This window comes from Streptococcus mitis (assembly GCF_047459985.1).
Classification (GTDB): Bacteria; Bacillota; Bacilli; order Lactobacillales; family Streptococcaceae; genus Streptococcus; species Streptococcus mitis_DZ.
Genome location: NZ_JASHHD010000003.1, coordinates 64,635 through 82,458 on the forward strand (window position 1 = coordinate 64,635; position 17,824 = coordinate 82,458).

A 17,824-nucleotide genomic window follows, 5' to 3' on the forward strand; every position below is an offset into this window, starting at 1 on the left:
TAGTTAGAAAAATAAGAAATAACGCACCAATTTTGGTGCGTTCTGCTTTTTTATGCTATAATGGAATTATAAAAATAAAGGAGTTTACCATGATTGGAAAGAACATTAAATCCTTACGTAAATCACATGATTTAACACAACCCGAATTTGCACGGATTGTAGGTATTTCACGAAATAGTTTGAGTCGTTATGAAAATGGCACTAGTTCAGTCTCTACAGAATTAATAGACATCATTTGTCAGAAGTTTAATGTATCTTATGTCGATATTGTAGGAGAAGATAAAATGCTCAATCCTGTTGAAGATTATGAATTGACTTTAAAAGTTGAAATTGTGAAAGAAAGAGGTGCTAATCTACTATCTCGACTCTATAGTTATCAAGATAGTCAGGGAATTAGCATTGATGATGAATCTAATCCTTGGATTTTAATGAGTGATGATCTATCTGACTTGATTCATACGAATATCTATTTAGTAGAAACTTTTGATGAAATAGAGAGATATAGCGGTTATTTGGATGGAATTGAACGTATGTTAGAGATATCTGAAAAACGGATGATAGCCTAATGGAAATCCAAGATTATACCGATAGTGAATTCAAACATGCTTTAGAGCGGAACCTTCGCTCACTGACAAGAGGAAAAAAGTCCAGTAAGCAACCTATAGCGATTTTGCTTGGAGGGCAAAGTGGTGCCGGTAAGACTACAATTCATCGTATTAAACAGAAAGAATTTCAAGGAAATATTGTTATCATAGATGGTGATAGTTTTCGTTCTCAGCACCCACACTATTTAGAACTTCAGCAAAAATATGGCAAAGATAGCGTTGCATACACCAAAGATTTTGCAGGGAAAATGGTAGAGTCTTTAGTAACAGAATTGAGCCATTTGGGATACAATCTTTTGATTGAGGGAACTTTACGGACAATTGATGTTCCAAAGAAAACAGCACAACTCTTGAAAAGTAAGGGATATGAGGTACAATTAGCCATAATCGCAACCAAGCCCGAATTGTCCTATCTGAGCACTCTTATCCGATACGAAGAACTGTATGCTATTAATCCAAATCAAGCACGCGCAACTCCAAAAGAACATCATGATTTCATTGTAAATCATCTGGTTGATAATACACGACAATTAGAAGAACTAGCTATCTTTGAAAGAATTCAAATTTACAAACGAGATAGAAGTTGTGTATATGATTCAGGAGAAGATACAACTTCAGCAGCAACCGTTCTTCATGATTTACTATTTGGAGAATGGAATCAAGTGGAGAAAGAGATGTTGAAGGTGGGGGAAAAGAGACTTAATGAATTACATGAAAAATAAACAATTGATATTTTTAGGAGAGTAGATGTGAGAGGGTTTAATAACAAGATAAAGTCTGTTTATCAAGAACTAACAAATTCCAAAGAGAAATTCGGTAGCTTTCACAAAACTTTAATTCATTTGCATACACCTGTTTCTTATGATTATAAGCTATTTTCTGATTGGACTGCAACGAAATATAGAAAAATTACTGAAGATGAACTATATAATATATTTTTTGAAAATAAGAAAATAAAAGTTGATAAGACAATTTTTTTTAGTAATTTTGATAAGATTGTTTTTTCTAGTTCAAAAGAATATATTAGTTTTCTTATGTTAGCAGAGGCAATCATAAAAAATGGAATAGAAATAGTTGTAGTAACTGATCATAATACTACCAAAGGTATTAAAAAGTTGCAAAAGGCAGTCTCAATCATAATGCAAACTTATCCGAATTATGATATACATCCTCATATTTTACATGGAGTAGAAATTAGTGCAGCGGATAAATTGCATATTGTATGTATATATGATTATGAACAAGAGTCATGGGTTAATCAATGGTTAAGTGAAAATATTATAAGTGAGAAAGATGGAAGTTATCAACATTCACTGACTATAATGAAGGATTTCAATAATCAAAAAATAGTTAACTATATTGCTCATTTCAATAGTTATGACATTTTGAAAAAAGGTTCTCACTTATCAGGTGCATATAAACGAAAAATTTTTTCTAAAGAAAATACACGATTTATTGGAGTTAAAAATATAAATTCTATTGAAGGTTCTAGAAAAAAACTATTAGCAGATTTTAATTGTGAGCCCAACTTTCTATTAGATAATGATTCTCACGAAATTGATTCACTCGGGAAGAACAATCTGTGGTTGAAAGGTGGAAAAATTTCTTTCAAGATGTTTCAAGAAGCATTGTTTGATTATAACGTATCAGTTAGTTTATGTGAGCCAAGCTTTAAACAAAAGTCTTACATAAAAGGATTATATATAGAAAATCGTGGGGGAAATAGAAGCTTTCTTGCAGGTGATAAATTAAAAAAAGATAAAGACTTCTTTTTAACATTTTCACCATCTATGAATTGTTTAATTGGAGGGAGAGGTACAGGGAAAAGCACATTAATTGATATGCTACAATTTGTACTTTCTCAAGATTGTGATAAGCAAAGCAAATTGGAATTTCTATGTAACCATGCAAATGCTTTTGTACTCTATGTTTTAGAAGAAACTGAATATATTATTGAAGTTAGTTTGCCAGATGTCAAACAAGAAAATAAGGATAATATTTTACAATATTATGGGCAAAATCGAGAGAATAGGTTTGGCTATTCTTATAGATTTAATTCTGACTCTATTAAAGAATGGACACGGTCTCAGTACACAAAAGTTTATAAAGTTGAAGGTAACTATTTTAGATTAGTTGATAAAACTAGAATTTTAGAGAAAATGTTTGATAGGAGATATTCTGTTAATGAATTAGTTAGAACAGCTGACGGTGAAAAAATTACAGAATTTATTTCTAATTTAATGATTAAAAATAAAAAATTACCGAGACCAGACTATGGGCTAAGAACTCAGACACTCGAATCGTTTGAAGTAAAATTAAAGGAACTTGATGAATATTTAAAACAGCGGAAGCAATTAATACTCGAAATTATTGAGGATTTTAATGAAACTCAGATTGGTAAGTTAAGAATTTGTTATGAGCAAATTGATAGATGGGAAGAACCGCATTTCGAAAGTTATCTTTTCAAGAATAATCGTTCTTCGTTTGATAATTATAGAATTAGTATGCAAGATGTAGCAGACGTTTTATATCTTATCTATCGGGAATTAGGAATGAAAGAATTTGTTAAAGTCATTGTAAGACAAAATATCCCTAATAAGTATTTTATGCTTTTAAAAAGTATCTCTGAAGATAATTTTGCAAAACAAGAAAATAATTGGAGAGATAAATCTGAAATTAATGAATACAACATTACGCATTTAAAAACGAGTATCTACTCTTTAATTGAAAATAGTAGTTTATTAAATGAGTTTAAAAGAGTCTTAAAAGCGCATGTAGCTAATGAAAGGTTATTTTTGGAATTTAATATTAACTCCAAAGAAACCTCACACCAACTTGATATTCTCTATAAAGAAGTTGGTGTATTAAGTTTGGGACAAAAAGTTGTAGCCATGCTTGATTTTTTATTAGCGTATAGTGATTATTCTAAAGACTTCAGACCATTGATTATTGATCAGCCTGAAGATAATCTAGATAATCGTTATATTTACATGCATTTAGTTCAGCAGTTTAGAGATGTGAAAGCTCAACGTCAAATTATTTTAGCAACACATAATGCTACAATTGTAACAAATTCTATGACAGATCAAGTTGTTATTATGGAGTCAGATGGAGTTAACGGATGGATTGAATCACAGGGATATGTTAGTGAAAAATATATAAAAAATCATATCATCAATCAATTAGAGGGAGGGAAAGATTCCTTCAAGCATAAAATGTCTATATATGAGACGGCTTTATCAGAGTAGAGCCAGAAAAAGTAGGTTAGAAATTTAGCCTACTTTTTTCTTTGTTCGACAGGCATAGTGTACATCTGAGGTCCAAGTCCTCTGTGGATATCTGCTGCAGATGAAACCAATAGCGACTCCTAAGGGTGAATATCGTGAGGTAGGGGGGAGAGGAAGGAATTAGCGGAATCAAGGCTCTATAAACGGAATCGTGACTTGAAGCCATATATCGGATGAGGAACTCTAAAATCCAAATAGGTGTCGTAACCTATATACGTAAATTACGAGAGTAAACTAGGAAAGATGTACGGCTTATTCCGTGAGCGTTTAGGACGTAGTACAACGAATCATGGGAGTCAGCTGAACCCATAGTATTGAAGAAATTTCTGTAATGGAAATGGAGCGAAGGGTGAATAACTAAATGAATATCTCTCTAATTAAATTTGTCAATCCTAATTCCTCGCCTGAAAAGACAGTGAACTGAAAATGTAAATGATGGAAGCTGATTATAAATATAGGACGGCACTGATAGAACGAATTGTAAAATGAGAAGATGAGTGAGAATAATGCTTTCGTTAAAACTTAGTTGGCCCTCTGTGTGCCGAACGGTACGCACAGTGGTGTGAGAGGGGCTAGAGATTAGTCCCTAATCGATCTGTGATAACTTCTTCAAATAATCCTTGCTATCCTAATATCATCCAAAGAAAATCGATCCTCAAATTTAAACTGGGGGTTTGGGGGCGAAGCCACCAAGTTATCTTATCGTTGGCTGTCAAAACTAGAAGGTTTTGGTCGGCTGGCGATATGATTTTTGGGATATTGTGGACACAATATCTGAGCTCGCAAAGCCTTACAAGAATGAAAATCAGTTGGTGTAAAAGTGTACGGACATTGTACGGTAGCAGACATTGTCAGTACAGGTATTTTGGAAAGGAAGTAGCAGTATGAAACGAGACGTGCGTGATATTCGGAAACAATTTCGCCTAACAGATGAAGAGGAAAAGCAAATTTTAGCTTTGATGAGAGAGCAGGGAGATACTAATTTTTCAGATTTTCTCCGTAAAAGTTTACTCTCCTCTGATTTACAAAAACAGATAGAGATATGGTTCACCCTTTGGCAATCTCAAAAACTAGAACAAATCAGCCGTGATGTTCATGAGATTTTAATTTCGATCCAGTCAGAACGTCAAGTCACCCAGGAACATGTATCTATTCTCTTAACCTGCGTACAGGAATTGATTAAAGAAGTTGGCAACTCCATTCCTCTCAGTCAAGACTTCCAAGACAAATATATGAGGTAGACACATGGAACATCGTTACCGAATCAATCTCAAGAAAGTGTTTTTGTCTGATATTGAGTTGAACCAACTAAATAGAAATATCGACCAAAGTAGCTGCCAATCTTTTTCTGAATATGCGAGACGCACCCTACTTGACCCTGGAATGAATTTCATCACCATTGATACAAATGGCTACCAAGACTTAGTGTTTGAGTTGAAGAGGATTGGCAATAACATCAATCAGATTGCTCGAAGTGTGAACCAATCTCAGTTGATTTCTAGCGAAGAATTGCAAGAGTTGAAAAAGGGAATCGCTGAATTGATAAAAGAAGTTGAGAAAGAATTTACAATACAAGCTCAAAAGCTGAGGGAGTTCCATGGTCATCACTAAGCATTTTGCCATTCATGGAAAGAGTTATCGCAGAAAGCTCATCAAGTATATTCTCAATCCTGATAAAACAAAAAATCTTACCTTAGTGTCGGATTATGATATGAGGAATTTTCTGGACTTTCCTAGCTATGAGGAAATGGTGCAGATGTATCATGAAAATTTTATCAACAATGACACGCTTTACGATTTTCGACACGATAGGCTGGAGGAGAAACAACGACAAATCCATGCTCATCATATTATTCAGTCCTTTTCGCCAGAGGACAATCTCACTCCTGAACAAATCAATCAGATTGGTTATGAGACCATGAAAGAATTGACTAGTGGAAAGTTTCGCTTTATCGTTGCGACCCACGTTGATAAAGACCATCTGCATAATCACATCATTATAAACTCGGTTGACAGCAATTCTGACAAAAAACTTAAGTGGGATTATAAAGTGGAGCGAAATCTTCGAATGATTTCAGATAGATTTTCTAAAATTGCAGGGGCGAAAATTATAGAGAATCGCTATTCTCACCAGCAGTATGAAGTTTATCGCAAGACCAATCACAAGTATGAACTCAAGCAGCGACTCTATTTTTTGATGGAACATTCTAGAGACTTTGAGGATTTCAAAAAGAATGCTCCACTACTACATGTAGAAATGGATTTTAGCCACAAGCATGCGACCTTTTTTATGACGGACTCATCCATGAAACAGGTGGTGCGTGGCAATAAACTCAATCGCAAGCAACCTTATACAGAAGAATTTTTTAAGAATTACTTTGCCAAAAGGGAAATGGAAGAACTCATGGAATTTCTCTTATCAAAGGCTGAGAATATAGATGACTTGATTGAAACTGCGAAACTTTTTGATCTAACTATCATTCCCAAACAAAAGCATGTGTATTTCCAGTTGGCAGGAGTGGAGGTGAAAGAGACAGAACTAGACCAGAAAAATCTTTATGGTGTAGAATTTTTCCAAGATTATTTTGAGAGTAGAAAAGATTGGCAAAATCCAGAAATTGAGGATTTGGTTCAATTTTATCAAGAAGAAAAATTTTCCAAAGAAAAAGAACTCCCAAGAGATGAGAAGTTCTGGGAATCCTATCAAGAGTTCAAGAGCAACAGAGATGCCGTTCATGAGTTTGAGGTAGAGTTGTCACTCAATCAAATTGAAAAAGTAGTAGATGATGGTATTTACATCAAGGTCAAGTTTGGTATTCGTCAGGAGGGGCTTATCTTTGTGCCGAATATGCAGCTCGATATTGAAGAGGAGAAGGTGAAAGTTTTTATTAGAGAAACTAGCTCCTACTATGTCTATCATAAAGACGATCCTGAGAAGAATCGCTACATGAAAGGTCGAACCTTGATTAGACAGTTCAGCTCTGAAAATCAAACGATTCCATTCCGCAGAAAAACGACAGTCGATATGATTAAAGAGAAGATTGAGGAAGTGTATACTTTACTTGAGCTGGATATGGATAAGCACTCTTATATTACAATTAAAGATGATTTAATTCATGAATTGGCAGCTTCAGAATTGAGAATCAATGCTTTGCAAGAACGAGTGACAACCTTAAATCAAGTAGCAGAATATTTACTGGCTTCAGTTGAAAATAAGCAAAAAATGAAATTGAATCTTTCAAAATTGAATATAACTGATAAAATTGGCATTGATGTTGTTGAGAAGGAATTGAATGAGTTAGGTATCCAGATAGAATTAGAGAGCAATAGATATGAGAATATCGTATTTAAAGTGAATAAGTTTATCAATCGTTTGAGTAAGAAAATTTCAAAAGAAGAAGGGATATGTTTTCAAAAATAGGAACCCAGACAACCATTATATAAAATGTGTATCTTTTATAAAACATATTTGGAATTATGATAATTTTTATTGCATCAGTCGTAGATTTAGTTATCACATACGATACAAAAAAATCATCATTTTGAGCAAATATCTCCTTATATTTATTCACTTATTTCCTTACTAGTTTTTTTATTGATTTGTTGGATAAATTCAACTGCTCAATGGTTTTATCTTATCGTTTACTCTTATTTATCATTTTTCTTTTCAATCTCTTTGCCAAGATGAACCTGACTTCAACTATCAAACTGGAGCAGGTGGAGAAATAAATCTGGAAAGACTACATTATTAAAAAGTATAGTAAATCAAGAAATAGATGGATATTTTTCAAAAGGTTTAAAAATTGGGTATTATAGTCAAGAATTAAATACACTAGACCAAGATAAAACACTCTTTGATAATATATATGAAACAAGTAGTCATAATAAACAATTAATTATAAACTTTCTTGCAATGCTAGATTTAAAATTTGATAAAATATTTGTTCCGTTTGGCAAGCTCTCTGGGGGTGAGCAAGTTAAAGGCCAACTTGCATCAGTCCTTCTGAGCGATTCAAATTTTCTTATTTTAGATGAACCAACAAACTTTCTTGATATTACCTCACTTAATGCACTAGAAAAATTCTTATTAAGTTATCCAGGTTCGATACTTTTGGTTTGTCATGACACATATTTTCAAGAAAGATTACATTTTAAAAAGTTATGCATTCTAAATAATAACTTGCTTCTAGAGGATTACTTTGAAGGTTGATTTAGTAAACTAAATAGGTGAACCATTTTATTTTTTTGATAGCTAATCAATATCCATGATGTAAAAAGCAGCGTAAAATCGTTGCTTTTTTTCTTTGTACGACTTATCCCGTGAGGTCTCATGGGAGTAAATAAGACGTAGTAACAACTAATCATAAGAAGTACCCTCGCCTATTGTTGTTATCAACTTATTCTTCGTTGAATAACAATGGCTGGGGCAGGCTCTCAGCCGAAGCCATAGTAGTGATGAAATTTCTGTAATGGAAAGGAATTCTCTTGTTACCCTTTGATAGAAGATCTTGGTATTGATTTTTACTTTGAGGATACCTATGCTTCTTGGCAAAGGGGAAATAACGAAACCTCCAATGGTTTACTCAGAGAATATTCCCCTAAGAAGGCTGATTTAACAAGCTTTAGTGATGAAGACTTGTTCTCAGCACTGTTTCATATCAACCATCTACCACGCAAATGTTTAGGTTACAGAACACCCTTCGAGGTACTTTCAAATAAGTGGTAAAAATGTTGCACTTATTCTTGCAATTTATCTTTTAAAAAAATAGGGGTAATCAGAGAAACATGGGTGCTTCATACTAGAAAAAGCTTGTAAAGATTGAAAAAAAGATGTAAAATGTTTGAAAATACAAAAAAACTATTTAAAGCTAGAATTTTCACAAGATAATTTAAAAGTGATTCAAAGTAATTTAAAAGTTGAGCGTTTTCTTTTATCACTAATTGTACGATGTTTTGCAATGATATCTCAAAAAAATAATATTCAAGTTATGTTAGAAGGGCATGGACGAATGTTTAAAGACTTTTTAGAAAATGTTATTGATGTAGTTGGGTGGTTTACTTCAGAATATCCAATAAATTTTGATGTAAAAAGAGATTTTGTTGCTCAATGTGATGAAATTGAAAGAAGAATGTTAGCAGTTCCAAATAATGGCCTCATGTATAGCAAGGTGAAAAAATCTTTATCAAAGGTTGCTTGCCCAGATATATTATTTAATTATTTGGGTGACTCTTTTGCAGATACTTCATGGAAAGTTTTAAAAAGAACTAATTATTCAATTAATAACATGATATCGGATAATAATTATCAAAAATCAATTTTTATGGTACTTCTTGAAAAGACAGACAATGCATTTGAAATTAGTATTACTAGCGACTCACAACACTATTCACTAGAATTCATGGAAGAGTTTTGTAAACTAGTCAAACAAGAATTTGAGAATTTTTTATCTTGAATATCATGGGAGGGATATTTAGATGGAATCAAAAAACAACAAATTAGAAAAAAAGAATATTTTTCTATTAATTATCAGTAGTCAATTAAATGAATTTGGCACTACAATTTATGATTACGCCAATAAATTGGTTATAGCTTCTTCGGAGAGTAAATCAAATTACTACATGAGGATTTATCAATTTTCAGAGATCATTGTACAATTGTTATTCAGCCTTTTTGGAGGTGTATTTGCGGACAGTAAGAATAAGAAAAAAATATTAATTGTTACTGATTTTATAGCTAGTTTACTTACCTTTATAGTTTTTATGTTTTATAGTGAAAGTAATGTATATATGTTGATAGTTACAAATATTTGTTTAGCGATTCTATATGCATTTAATGCTCCTGCTTATAGAGCAATAGTAGGAGATTTATTAAGTAAAAATAACATTATTAAATATAATTCTTATTCAAAATCAATTTCGGAATTTTTGAGTATCCTATCTCCAGTTATTGGGATCCTCACGATAGCATTAGTAGGATATAAATATGGAATGCTAATTAATTCTCTTAGCTTTTTATTATCTGGGTGTTTATCAGTTTTTTTCACTGAATTAAATTTTTTTGATGACTCTCCCCAAAAATCTGACGCCTTTTCAATAAAGTATGGATTTAGTTACATTTATAACAATAAAGAGTTACTTCTTTTACTGATTTCAAGTTCGATGATTAACTTCTTTTCATCAGGAATAAACTTTTATTTACCGTTTATTAATAAAATGTACGATTTGGATAAGTTATATGGCATGATTTTAATTGGTCAAGCAGTTGGGAATATTATTGGGGCTGTATCGAATAATTTTTTTAAAAGAAGTTTTTCGTCAAACCAATATAGTACATTCCTTTTGATATCATCTTTACCACTGATTATGATTCCTTTAGTGAAGATCTGGTCGATTACTTTACTTTTGTTTTCATTATCATCATTAGCTATGACAATTTTTAATGTTCAAATGCTATCGTATTTACAGTCTACAATTGAAAAGGAATATTTAGGAAGGGTATTTAGTATAATTGCATTTTTTGCTTTAATGTTAATGCCTTTAGGAACGGTTGTATTTTCATATTTTAACTTTAAAACATTACTTGTTTTTGGAGTTGTAGGAGTAGGTGACTTACTAACTTGTATACTCTTAAAACTTGCATTGAAGAGTTTAAAATGAATTCGAAATGGCATTGAAGTAATTACTATGATGAGTTATTCAATCGGTGTTGATTTTTGTAAAAAATAGACAGAGAAAAAACTTCTGTCATATTATGACAATTTCCTAGCTTTTTCTGAAAGTGACATATACTTTTCTTAGGAGAAAGCTAGATGTACTAACGGATAAGAGATTTGAGAGAAGATCACGATTTCACCCAAAAATTTGTTGCAAATTTACTTTCCTTCCCTCATACAAATTATGCACAATTGAGAGAGGAGAGGTTGCCCTAACGGCAGATGTCCTTGTGCAACTTTCTAAACTCTATAACGTTAGTACGGATTACCTATTAGGGTTAACAGATTGTCCAGATATGATAAAACATAAAATGAAATAGTCTCTCCTTGATTTGTTCATTGACAATTGAATAAACCGAGGTGGGACTTTCTTATTTGTCGAGCAATTTAGTGATATACGCCGTGATAGGTGCGAAAATTATTAGCTATAAAATAGAGTGGTTCTCTATCTGTCATGACACAAGTGAGGACAATGATACTTCTAACCGTTTAGGCTGCCATCGTAAAAAGATAGTGGGTGAAACTCCCATGAGTAGTAATATCACCAGTCATTCCCACTGGGATCAACTTAGAGTAACTTGTTATTAGGAGGGAATGTTTTGGAATAATCAGTAGTAAAATATAGTGTGCAACTTTCAATGCTTAATTTTTTATACTCCTGAAATATGCTGACTAATATTCACATAATCAAAATGTTGGAATTTATAAGTGTGAATAAAAATTTTCATACTATGTCTCCTTGGTTTTTCTTTCTTCACTTATGTGAACTCTGTCAGAAAGTCAGGCTAAATCTTATTTAGTTATAAGTAATGGCTAACTTCTATAGATTGATAATGAAAATTCTAGATTGGATTTGCATAATACTGTTATCAGTAGATCTTCTATCATTGATTTGTTTCACCGGTGTTACAGAATCTCGGTTAGTTTTACAAGTAAAAATAGAATGTTTTCTATCCTAACAACGAGCAGTATAAGCAGTTTTTTCCTTTGTTTAAATAAAACTAAAATTTAGTATTGTTCAGCTTCAGAGAAGTGCTTGTATGATTGATTTGTGAACATTTTCCTATAATTTTGTAATATTTTTGAGACTATAATATATTAGATAAACATGTCTTTTGTGTTTCACTTGATTTTACAATAAGACTAATTTTTGAAAGTCAGTAATTTTAAATAGTTGATAAAATCTTTGCTCCCAGACGGTTAATAGATATGCTTATGAGAAGTGTTTAATAAATTAATTTTAGTTCAAAATGTCCAGTTTGGACACTTTGAAAGATATCTTAGTTTTATATATTATACTTTTCTCAGGAGAAAGCTAGATGTACAGACGTTTGAGAGATTTGAGGGAAGATCACGATTTAACCCAAAAACAAATAGCTAAAATACTTTCGTTTACAAACTCAGCTTATGCTAAAATTGAACGGGGTGAGCATGCCTTGACGGCAGATGTATTGGTAACTCTCTCAAGCTTTTACGATGTCAGTACAGACTATCTATTGGGATTGACAGATTTTCCTGATAAAATTCGCTTTAGAAAATAATCTCCTCAATTTCATAGAGTGTGAAAATGAGGAGATTTTTTATTTGTTCTTTGACAATTAAATAGTCCAAAATGGTACTTTCCTCATTTGTGGAGCAGATTTGAATGGCTCGCCATGACAAGAGCGATTTTAAAACCATCAATAAAATAGAGCGATACTTTATATGCCATGATACAAATGATATACAATGATACTTCTGACCGTTCAGGCTGCCACCGTAAAAGAGCAGCAAGTGAAATTCTTATGATGACTTCATCAGTCATGCCATTGAGGTGAAAAAAATCTAAGAAAGGAAGTAGTAAAATCATGGAAACGGTAAACTATAAAGATTTAGTTGCGATTGGTTTTCCAGAGCACACATCGAGAAATATTATTAGACAAGCAAAAAAGATTGCTGTAAAAAAGTTTGAAGAAGCTAGAAAAAATGATAAGAATGCGGTACAATTAGGATGTTCACCTTTCGATAATAAAAGGTTAGGCATTGCTCCTAAAAATATTGTAGAAAATTTAATTGGTATTTCTTTTTCAGATATAGAAGGTGAGAAAAATGGTTATATCAAAGACAAAGAAATATAAAGGTGTATACAAAGATTCAAAAGGAAAAATTTATTTTCAAATTGAATTAGGAGTTGATCCAATAACTGGGAAAAGAATTCAAAAGAAAGGAAGGAAAAATCAACAGGGACTACCGTTTAATTCTTTTAAGGAAGCATATGAAGAGATACTTCGTTTAAAACATGAATTTGTGAACTCTACTATTAATAATAGTTTTCTAACTTTTAGAGAGTTTATGGAAGAGATTTATTTAAAATATTATCAACAAAAAGTTCAATTTGTAACTTATCAGACCGCTTTACCACATCATCAGTTATTTATTAAGCAATTTGGTAGTAAAAAATTATCAGATATTAGTACTATTGACTGTGAAAGATTTCGCTTAGCTATTATAGACAAGTATTCTAGTAACTATGCTAAAAATATGTGGTCTAGATTTAAAGCATGTCTGGGCTATGCAGAAAGATTGGGTTATATTGATAGAGTTCCTTTTAAAGGATTAGATAATCCTAGAGGAAAGCACCCTGATACAAAATTTTGGACATTTGATGAATTTAAGAAGATAATAAACTCTTTTGATATTAGTGAGTATGAGGGACTCCATAATTACATGACGATCTGGTTATATTTTATGACTGGCTTAAGAGTTAGTGAGGGTATTGCTCTTAAATGGGAAGATATTGATTTTGAACGTAAATGGATTCATGTTCATTCGACAATTGAGAAAGACAAAAACGGTGTATGGTATGCTAAACAACAAACAAAGACAGTAGCAGGTAATCGTAAAATTGATTTAGATGATTTTACGATTACAATACTTAAAAAATGGCGAGAAGTTCAAATCAAGAATGATGATAAAGATTATGTAATATCACGTTTTGGTGCCCCCTTGTGTAAGTCTACAATTTCTAGGATAATAAAAAGGCATGCTAAGATTACTGGTGTACCAGAAATTACGGGGAAAGGATTAAGACATAGTCATGCATCTTATCTTATAAATGTGTTACATAAGGATACTTTATATGTTTCATATCGATTAGGACACGCTGATAAGTCAACCACGTTGAATACATATAGTCACTGGTATTATTCAGGTGATTCAACAATTTCAGAAGAGATTACAAACAGTTTAGATAATCTTGGATTATCAATTTACCTACCAAATTCCTGCCAAAGTTGAAAATGGAGGAATTAACCCACTAATACTGGGAGAAAATAAGATTAGCAAATTGTTACTCTTAAATAATAGAGCAACTACATTAGTAGCTTAAAAACATGATTAAACCGCTATTCTTAGGAGTAGCGGTTTTTATTTTTTCGTGTCAGGGGGCAAAAAAGGGGAGAGTAAGTAATTTTCCAACTGTTTAACTCAACCTAAAAATCCCCAATCATAGTGATTGAGGATTGAGCCAATAAATCTTAAACAATACCTTGTGCAATCATAGCGTTTGCTACATTTTCAAAGGCAGCAATGTTTGCTCCTGCAAGGTAGTCTTTATCAAGACCATATGTTTCTGAAGTTGTTTTAGCTGTGTTGAAGATGTTTGTCATAATGTCTTTAAGACGTCCGTCAACTTCTTCACGAGTCCATGAGAGGCGAAGGCTGTTTTGGCTCATTTCAAGAGCTGAAACGGCTACACCACCAGCATTGGCAGCTTTTGCTGGTCCATAGAAGATACCATTTTCTTTGTAAACTTTGATGGCATCAAGGTCGCTTGGCATGTTGGCACCTTCAGATACACAGAACACGCCTTGAGCAACCAAGCGTTTGGCTGCTTCACCATTGATTTCGTTTTGAGTCGCACATGGAAGAGCGATATCATAGTTACCAGCGTAAGTCCAGACAGAGCCTTCATGATAAGTAGCAGTTGCTTTCTCAGCTGCATACTCAGTCAAACGAGCGCGACGTTTCTCTTTAACATCAACCAAAAGATCGAAGTCGATACCATTTTCATCGATGACATAACCATTTGAGTCAGATACAGAGATAACAGTTGCACCGAGTTCAGTTGCTTTTTGAAGAGCGTATTGAGCCACGTTACCAGAACCTGAAATAACGACTTTCTTACCAGCAAAGCTGTTGCCATTTGCTTTAAGCATTTCTTCAGTGTAGTAAACCAAACCGTAACCAGTTGCTTCTGGACGAATCAAGCTACCACCAAATCCAAGAGGTTTACCAGTCAAGACACCAGCATCAAATTGGTTAAGGCGTTTGTATTGACCGTAAAGGTAACCAATCTCACGTCCACCGACACCGATATCACCAGCAGGTACGTCAAGTGATGGTCCGATGTATTTTTGCAATTCTGTCATGAAGCTTTGGCAGAAGCGCATCACTTCAGCATCAGTTTTACCTTTAGGATCGAAGTCTGAACCACCTTTACCTCCACCGATAGGAAGTCCAGTCAAGACATTTTTAAAAATTTGTTCAAATCCGAGGAATTTCAAAATCCCTTGGTTTACAGTTGGATGGAAACGAAGTCCACCTTTATATGGTCCAACAGCTGAGTTGAATTGAACACGGTAGCCACGGTTTACTTGAACTTTTCCATCACGGTCAACCCAAGGAACACGGAAAGAAATCACGCGCTCTGGTTCAGTAATACGTGCCAAGATATTTTCTTCGATATACTCAGGGTGTTTTTCAAATACAGGTTCTAAAGTGTTGAAAAATTCTTCAACAGCTTGGAGGAACTCAGCCTCGTGCCCGTTACGAGCTTTTACAGTTTCAAACACGCTTTGGATATATTCTTTAGCAGATGTCATATCGTTCTCCTTTTGTTGTCATATTTTATTACATGAGTCATTATAGCAGAATTTTTTTTTACTGTAAAGAAAAAAACATAAATTTTCTAAAAATTCTTTCAATTTAGTTTTTTGTTTGAAAGTAGATAAAAAACGAACGTTTTTCTTATAAATGACTTTCTTAAAGAGAAAATCTGAAAATATGGTATAATATTAGCAATAAAAGGAATCCGGAGGATCAGAATCATGGTATTAACGAAAACACAAATTGCTGGTTTTGAGTTTGACAATTGCTTGATGAATGCAGCAGGTGTGGCTTGTATGACGATAGCGGAGTTAGAAGGGGTTAAAAACTCAGCGGCAGGAACTTTTGTCACTAAGACAGCGACCTTGGACTTCCGTCAGGGAAATCCTGAGCCTCGCTACCAAGATGTTCCACTTGGTTCTATCAACTCTATGGGTTTGCCAAACAATGGCTTAGACTATTATTTGGACTATCTTTTGGATTTGCAGGAAAAAGAGCCGAACCGAACTTTCTTCTTATCTCTAGTCGGCATGTCTCCAGAGGAAACCCATATCATCTTGAAAAAAGTCCAAGAGAGTGACTTTCGTGGCCTGACTGAGCTAAACCTCTCCTGTCCAAATGTTCCAGGTAAACCTCAGATTGCCTATGATTTTGAGACAACAGACCGGATTTTGGCAGAAGTATTTGCTTACTTTACAAAACCTCTGGGAATTAAATTGCCACCATATTTTGACATTGTTCATTTTGACCAAGCGGCAGCTATTTTCAACAAGTACCCGCTCAAGTTTGTCAACTGTGTCAACTCTATCGGAAATGGCCTTTATATAGAAGACGAGTCTGTCGTTATCCGTCCTAAAAATGGTTTCGGTGGCATTGGTGGAGAGTATATCAAACCGACTGCTCTAGCCAATGTTCACGCTTTCTACCAACGCTTAAATCCTCAAATCCAAATCATCGGAACAGGTGGCGTTTTGACTGGTCGTGATGCCTTTGAACACATCCTCTGTGGAGCCAGTATGGTGCAGGTGGGAACAACCCTTCACAAAGAAGGCGTTGGTGCTTTTGACCGAATTACCAATGAACTAAAAGCAATCATGGCGGAAAAAGGATATGAGAGCCTAGAAGATTTCCGTGGGAAATTGCGCTATATCGATTAAATTCATTAAAAATCAGAAGAAAGGAGAGAAGATGCTTGCCATTGAAGAAAGTCAGAAGTTGACTTTATCAAATTTACCGAGCTTGAGCCTATTTACAGGGACAGATCAGGGTCAGTTTGAAGTTATGAAGAGTCAAGTGTTGAAACAGATTGGTTATGATTCTGCTGACCTCAACTTTGCCTACTTTGATATGAAAGAAGTAGTCTACAAGGATGTGGAACTGGAGCTGGTCAGTCTCCCTTTCTTTGCGGATGAGAAAATCGTGACACTAGACCATTTTGTTGATATCACGACAGCCAAGAAACGCTTTTTGACAGATGCTGAGCTCAAATCTTTTGAGGAATACCTTGACAATCCTTCACCAACAACCAAGTTGTTAATCTTTGCAGAAGGAAAGCTGGATAGCAAAAGACGGTTGGTCAAATTACTTAAGCGTGATGCCAAGGTCTTTGATGCAGTAGAAGTCAAAGAACAAGAACTGCGCCAGTATTTTCAAAAGTGGAGTCAGAAACAAGGTTTGCAGTTTGCCAATTATTCTTTTGAAAATCTCCTTATCAAATCTGGTTTTCAATTTAGCGAAATTCAGAAAAATCTCCTCTTTTTACAGTCCTATAAGGAAGACTCTGTTATCGAGGAAGAAGATATTATCAATGCTATTCCTAAGACCTTACAGGACAATATTTTTGATTTAACTCAGTTTATTCTGACTAAAAAGATGGACCAGGCGCGCGACTTGGTTAGAGACTTGACTTTGCAAGGGGAAGATGAAATCAAACTGATTGCAGTCATGCTGGGACAATTTCGGACTTTTACCCAGGTGAAGATTTTGGCGGAGTCTGGTCAAACAGAATCGCAGATTGCAAGTAGTTTAGGCAGTTATCTGGGACGCAATCCTAATCCCTATCAGATTAAGTTTGCGCTGAGAGATGCGCGAGGACTGTCCTTGAGCTTTTTGAAGCAAGCTATTTCTTATTTGATTGAGACAGATTATCAGATTAAGACAGGTCTTTATGAAAAAGGTTTCCTTTTTGAAAAGGCACTCTTACAGATTGCTAGTCAGGTAGATTGATACTATTTTTGAAACTACAACCCGCGTCAGGATTATCTTGTCGTGGGTTTCTTAGTGATTTGCTTGTTTTATACTCAATGAAAATTAAAAAGCAAACTAGGAAGTTAGCCGCAGGTTGCTCAAAGCA

Annotated in this window: 14 protein-coding genes and 3 pseudogenes; 16 read left to right on the forward strand and 1 reads right to left on the reverse strand. The window is 33.9% G+C overall.

Annotation, left to right across the window (positions count from 1 at the left end; all coding sequences use genetic code 11):
• Positions 1-89: 89 nt before the first annotated feature.
• From pezA to QM959_RS03450, 14 genes and pseudogenes are all read left to right on the forward strand, one after another.
• Positions 90-566 (forward strand): type II toxin-antitoxin system antitoxin PezA, encoded by a 477-nt coding sequence (pezA, locus tag QM959_RS03385; protein ID WP_070586238.1) that lies wholly within the window; start codon positions 90-92, stop codon positions 564-566.
• Positions 566-1,327 carry a type II toxin-antitoxin system toxin PezT gene (gene pezT / locus QM959_RS03390; protein WP_070586237.1) on the forward strand — a complete coding sequence of 254 codons (762 nt, stop codon included), beginning with the start codon at positions 566-568 and terminating at the stop codon, positions 1,325-1,327. Before pezA ends, pezT begins: the two co-directional genes overlap by 1 nt.
• A 27-nt stretch (positions 1,328-1,354) precedes the next feature.
• The gene (locus tag QM959_RS03395; RefSeq protein WP_414260521.1) at positions 1,355-3,853 is read left to right on the forward strand and encodes a Spaf_1101 family AAA-like ATPase; all 2,499 of its coding nucleotides are present in this window, start codon (positions 1,355-1,357) and stop codon (positions 3,851-3,853) included.
• 923 nt (positions 3,854-4,776) lie between these two features.
• The gene (locus QM959_RS03400; RefSeq protein WP_000817622.1) at positions 4,777-5,133 is read left to right on the forward strand and encodes an SAG1252 family conjugative relaxosome accessory protein; all 357 of its coding nucleotides are present in this window, start codon (positions 4,777-4,779) and stop codon (positions 5,131-5,133) included.
• A gap of 4 nt (positions 5,134-5,137) precedes the next feature.
• On the forward strand, positions 5,138-5,503 hold the full coding sequence (locus QM959_RS03405; protein WP_000401233.1) for a MobC family plasmid mobilization relaxosome protein: 366 nt from the start codon (positions 5,138-5,140) through the stop codon (positions 5,501-5,503).
• Positions 5,490-7,313, forward strand: coding sequence for an SAG1250 family conjugative relaxase (locus QM959_RS03410; protein ID WP_070586235.1), 1,824 nt, complete (start codon positions 5,490-5,492; stop codon positions 7,311-7,313). Before QM959_RS03405 ends, QM959_RS03410 begins: the two co-directional genes overlap by 14 nt.
• A 315-nt stretch (positions 7,314-7,628) precedes the next feature.
• Positions 7,629-8,102, forward strand: a pseudogene (locus tag QM959_RS03415) (ATP-binding cassette domain-containing protein); the annotation flags it as partial.
• Between the two features lie 261 nt (positions 8,103-8,363).
• Positions 8,364-8,618: pseudogene (locus QM959_RS03420) on the forward strand (transposase); the annotation flags it as partial.
• 115 nt (positions 8,619-8,733) lie between these two features.
• Positions 8,734-9,345, forward strand: coding sequence for a condensation domain-containing protein (locus tag QM959_RS03425; RefSeq protein ID WP_070586233.1), 612 nt, complete (start codon positions 8,734-8,736; stop codon positions 9,343-9,345).
• Between the two features lie 22 nt (positions 9,346-9,367).
• Positions 9,368-10,549 (forward strand): MFS transporter, encoded by a 1,182-nt coding sequence (locus tag QM959_RS03430; protein ID WP_070586232.1) that lies wholly within the window; start codon positions 9,368-9,370, stop codon positions 10,547-10,549.
• 164 nt (positions 10,550-10,713) lie between these two features.
• Positions 10,714-10,925, forward strand: a pseudogene (locus tag QM959_RS03435) (helix-turn-helix domain-containing protein).
• 999 nt (positions 10,926-11,924) lie between these two features.
• Complete coding sequence (locus QM959_RS03440) at positions 11,925-12,146, forward strand: helix-turn-helix domain-containing protein (protein WP_049498444.1); 222 nt, start codon at positions 11,925-11,927, stop codon at positions 12,144-12,146.
• 306 nt (positions 12,147-12,452) lie between these two features.
• Positions 12,453-12,722 carry a DUF3173 family protein gene (locus QM959_RS03445; protein ID WP_000450956.1) on the forward strand — a complete coding sequence of 90 codons (270 nt, stop codon included), beginning with the start codon at positions 12,453-12,455 and terminating at the stop codon, positions 12,720-12,722.
• Entirely contained in the window at positions 12,694-13,881 is a 1,188-nt protein-coding gene (locus tag QM959_RS03450; RefSeq protein WP_000237019.1) for a tyrosine-type recombinase/integrase, read from the forward strand. Before QM959_RS03445 ends, QM959_RS03450 begins: the two co-directional genes overlap by 29 nt.
• A 239-nt stretch (positions 13,882-14,120) precedes the next feature.
• Here the strand turns inward: QM959_RS03450 and gdhA are convergent, their stop codons facing one another.
• The gene (gene gdhA / locus QM959_RS03455) at positions 14,121-15,467 is read right to left on the reverse strand and encodes an NADP-specific glutamate dehydrogenase (protein ID WP_414371443.1); all 1,347 of its coding nucleotides are present in this window, start codon (positions 15,465-15,467) and stop codon (positions 14,121-14,123) included.
• Positions 15,468-15,692: 225 nt separating this feature from the next.
• Here gdhA and QM959_RS03460 point away from each other — a divergent pair, with 225 nt between their 5' ends.
• Together QM959_RS03460 and holA are read left to right on the forward strand one after the other, a co-directional pair.
• Complete coding sequence (locus tag QM959_RS03460; protein WP_414371446.1) at positions 15,693-16,628, forward strand: dihydroorotate oxidase; 936 nt, start codon at positions 15,693-15,695, stop codon at positions 16,626-16,628.
• Between the two features lie 31 nt (positions 16,629-16,659).
• Complete coding sequence (holA, locus tag QM959_RS03465; protein WP_414371449.1) at positions 16,660-17,697, forward strand: DNA polymerase III subunit delta; 1,038 nt, start codon at positions 16,660-16,662, stop codon at positions 17,695-17,697.
• Positions 17,698-17,824: the final 127 nt, after the last annotated feature.

What these genes read in the sequence shown, in the direction of transcription:
- holA (WP_414371449.1), top strand. Translation starts at nt 16,660, where the DNA reads ATGCTTGCCATTGAAGAAAGTCAGAAGTTGACTTTATCAAATTTACCG.
- QM959_RS03440 (WP_049498444.1), top strand. Translation starts at nt 11,925, where the DNA reads ATGTACAGACGTTTGAGAGATTTGAGGGAAGATCACGATTTAACCCAA.
- pezA (WP_070586238.1), top strand. Translation starts at nt 90, where the DNA reads ATGATTGGAAAGAACATTAAATCCTTACGTAAATCACATGATTTAACA.
- QM959_RS03445 (WP_000450956.1), top strand. Translation starts at nt 12,453, where the DNA reads ATGGAAACGGTAAACTATAAAGATTTAGTTGCGATTGGTTTTCCAGAG.
- QM959_RS03430 (WP_070586232.1), top strand. Translation starts at nt 9,368, where the DNA reads ATGGAATCAAAAAACAACAAATTAGAAAAAAAGAATATTTTTCTATTA.
- QM959_RS03405 (WP_000401233.1), top strand. Translation starts at nt 5,138, where the DNA reads ATGGAACATCGTTACCGAATCAATCTCAAGAAAGTGTTTTTGTCTGAT.
- QM959_RS03460 (WP_414371446.1), top strand. Translation starts at nt 15,693, where the DNA reads ATGGTATTAACGAAAACACAAATTGCTGGTTTTGAGTTTGACAATTGC.
- QM959_RS03450 (WP_000237019.1), top strand. Translation starts at nt 12,694, where the DNA reads ATGGTTATATCAAAGACAAAGAAATATAAAGGTGTATACAAAGATTCA.
- QM959_RS03410 (WP_070586235.1), top strand. Translation starts at nt 5,490, where the DNA reads ATGGTCATCACTAAGCATTTTGCCATTCATGGAAAGAGTTATCGCAGA.
- gdhA (WP_414371443.1), bottom strand. Translation starts at nt 15,467, where the DNA reads ATGACATCTGCTAAAGAATATATCCAAAGCGTGTTTGAAACTGTAAAA.
- QM959_RS03400 (WP_000817622.1), top strand. Translation starts at nt 4,777, where the DNA reads ATGAAACGAGACGTGCGTGATATTCGGAAACAATTTCGCCTAACAGAT.
- pezT (WP_070586237.1), top strand. Translation starts at nt 566, where the DNA reads ATGGAAATCCAAGATTATACCGATAGTGAATTCAAACATGCTTTAGAG.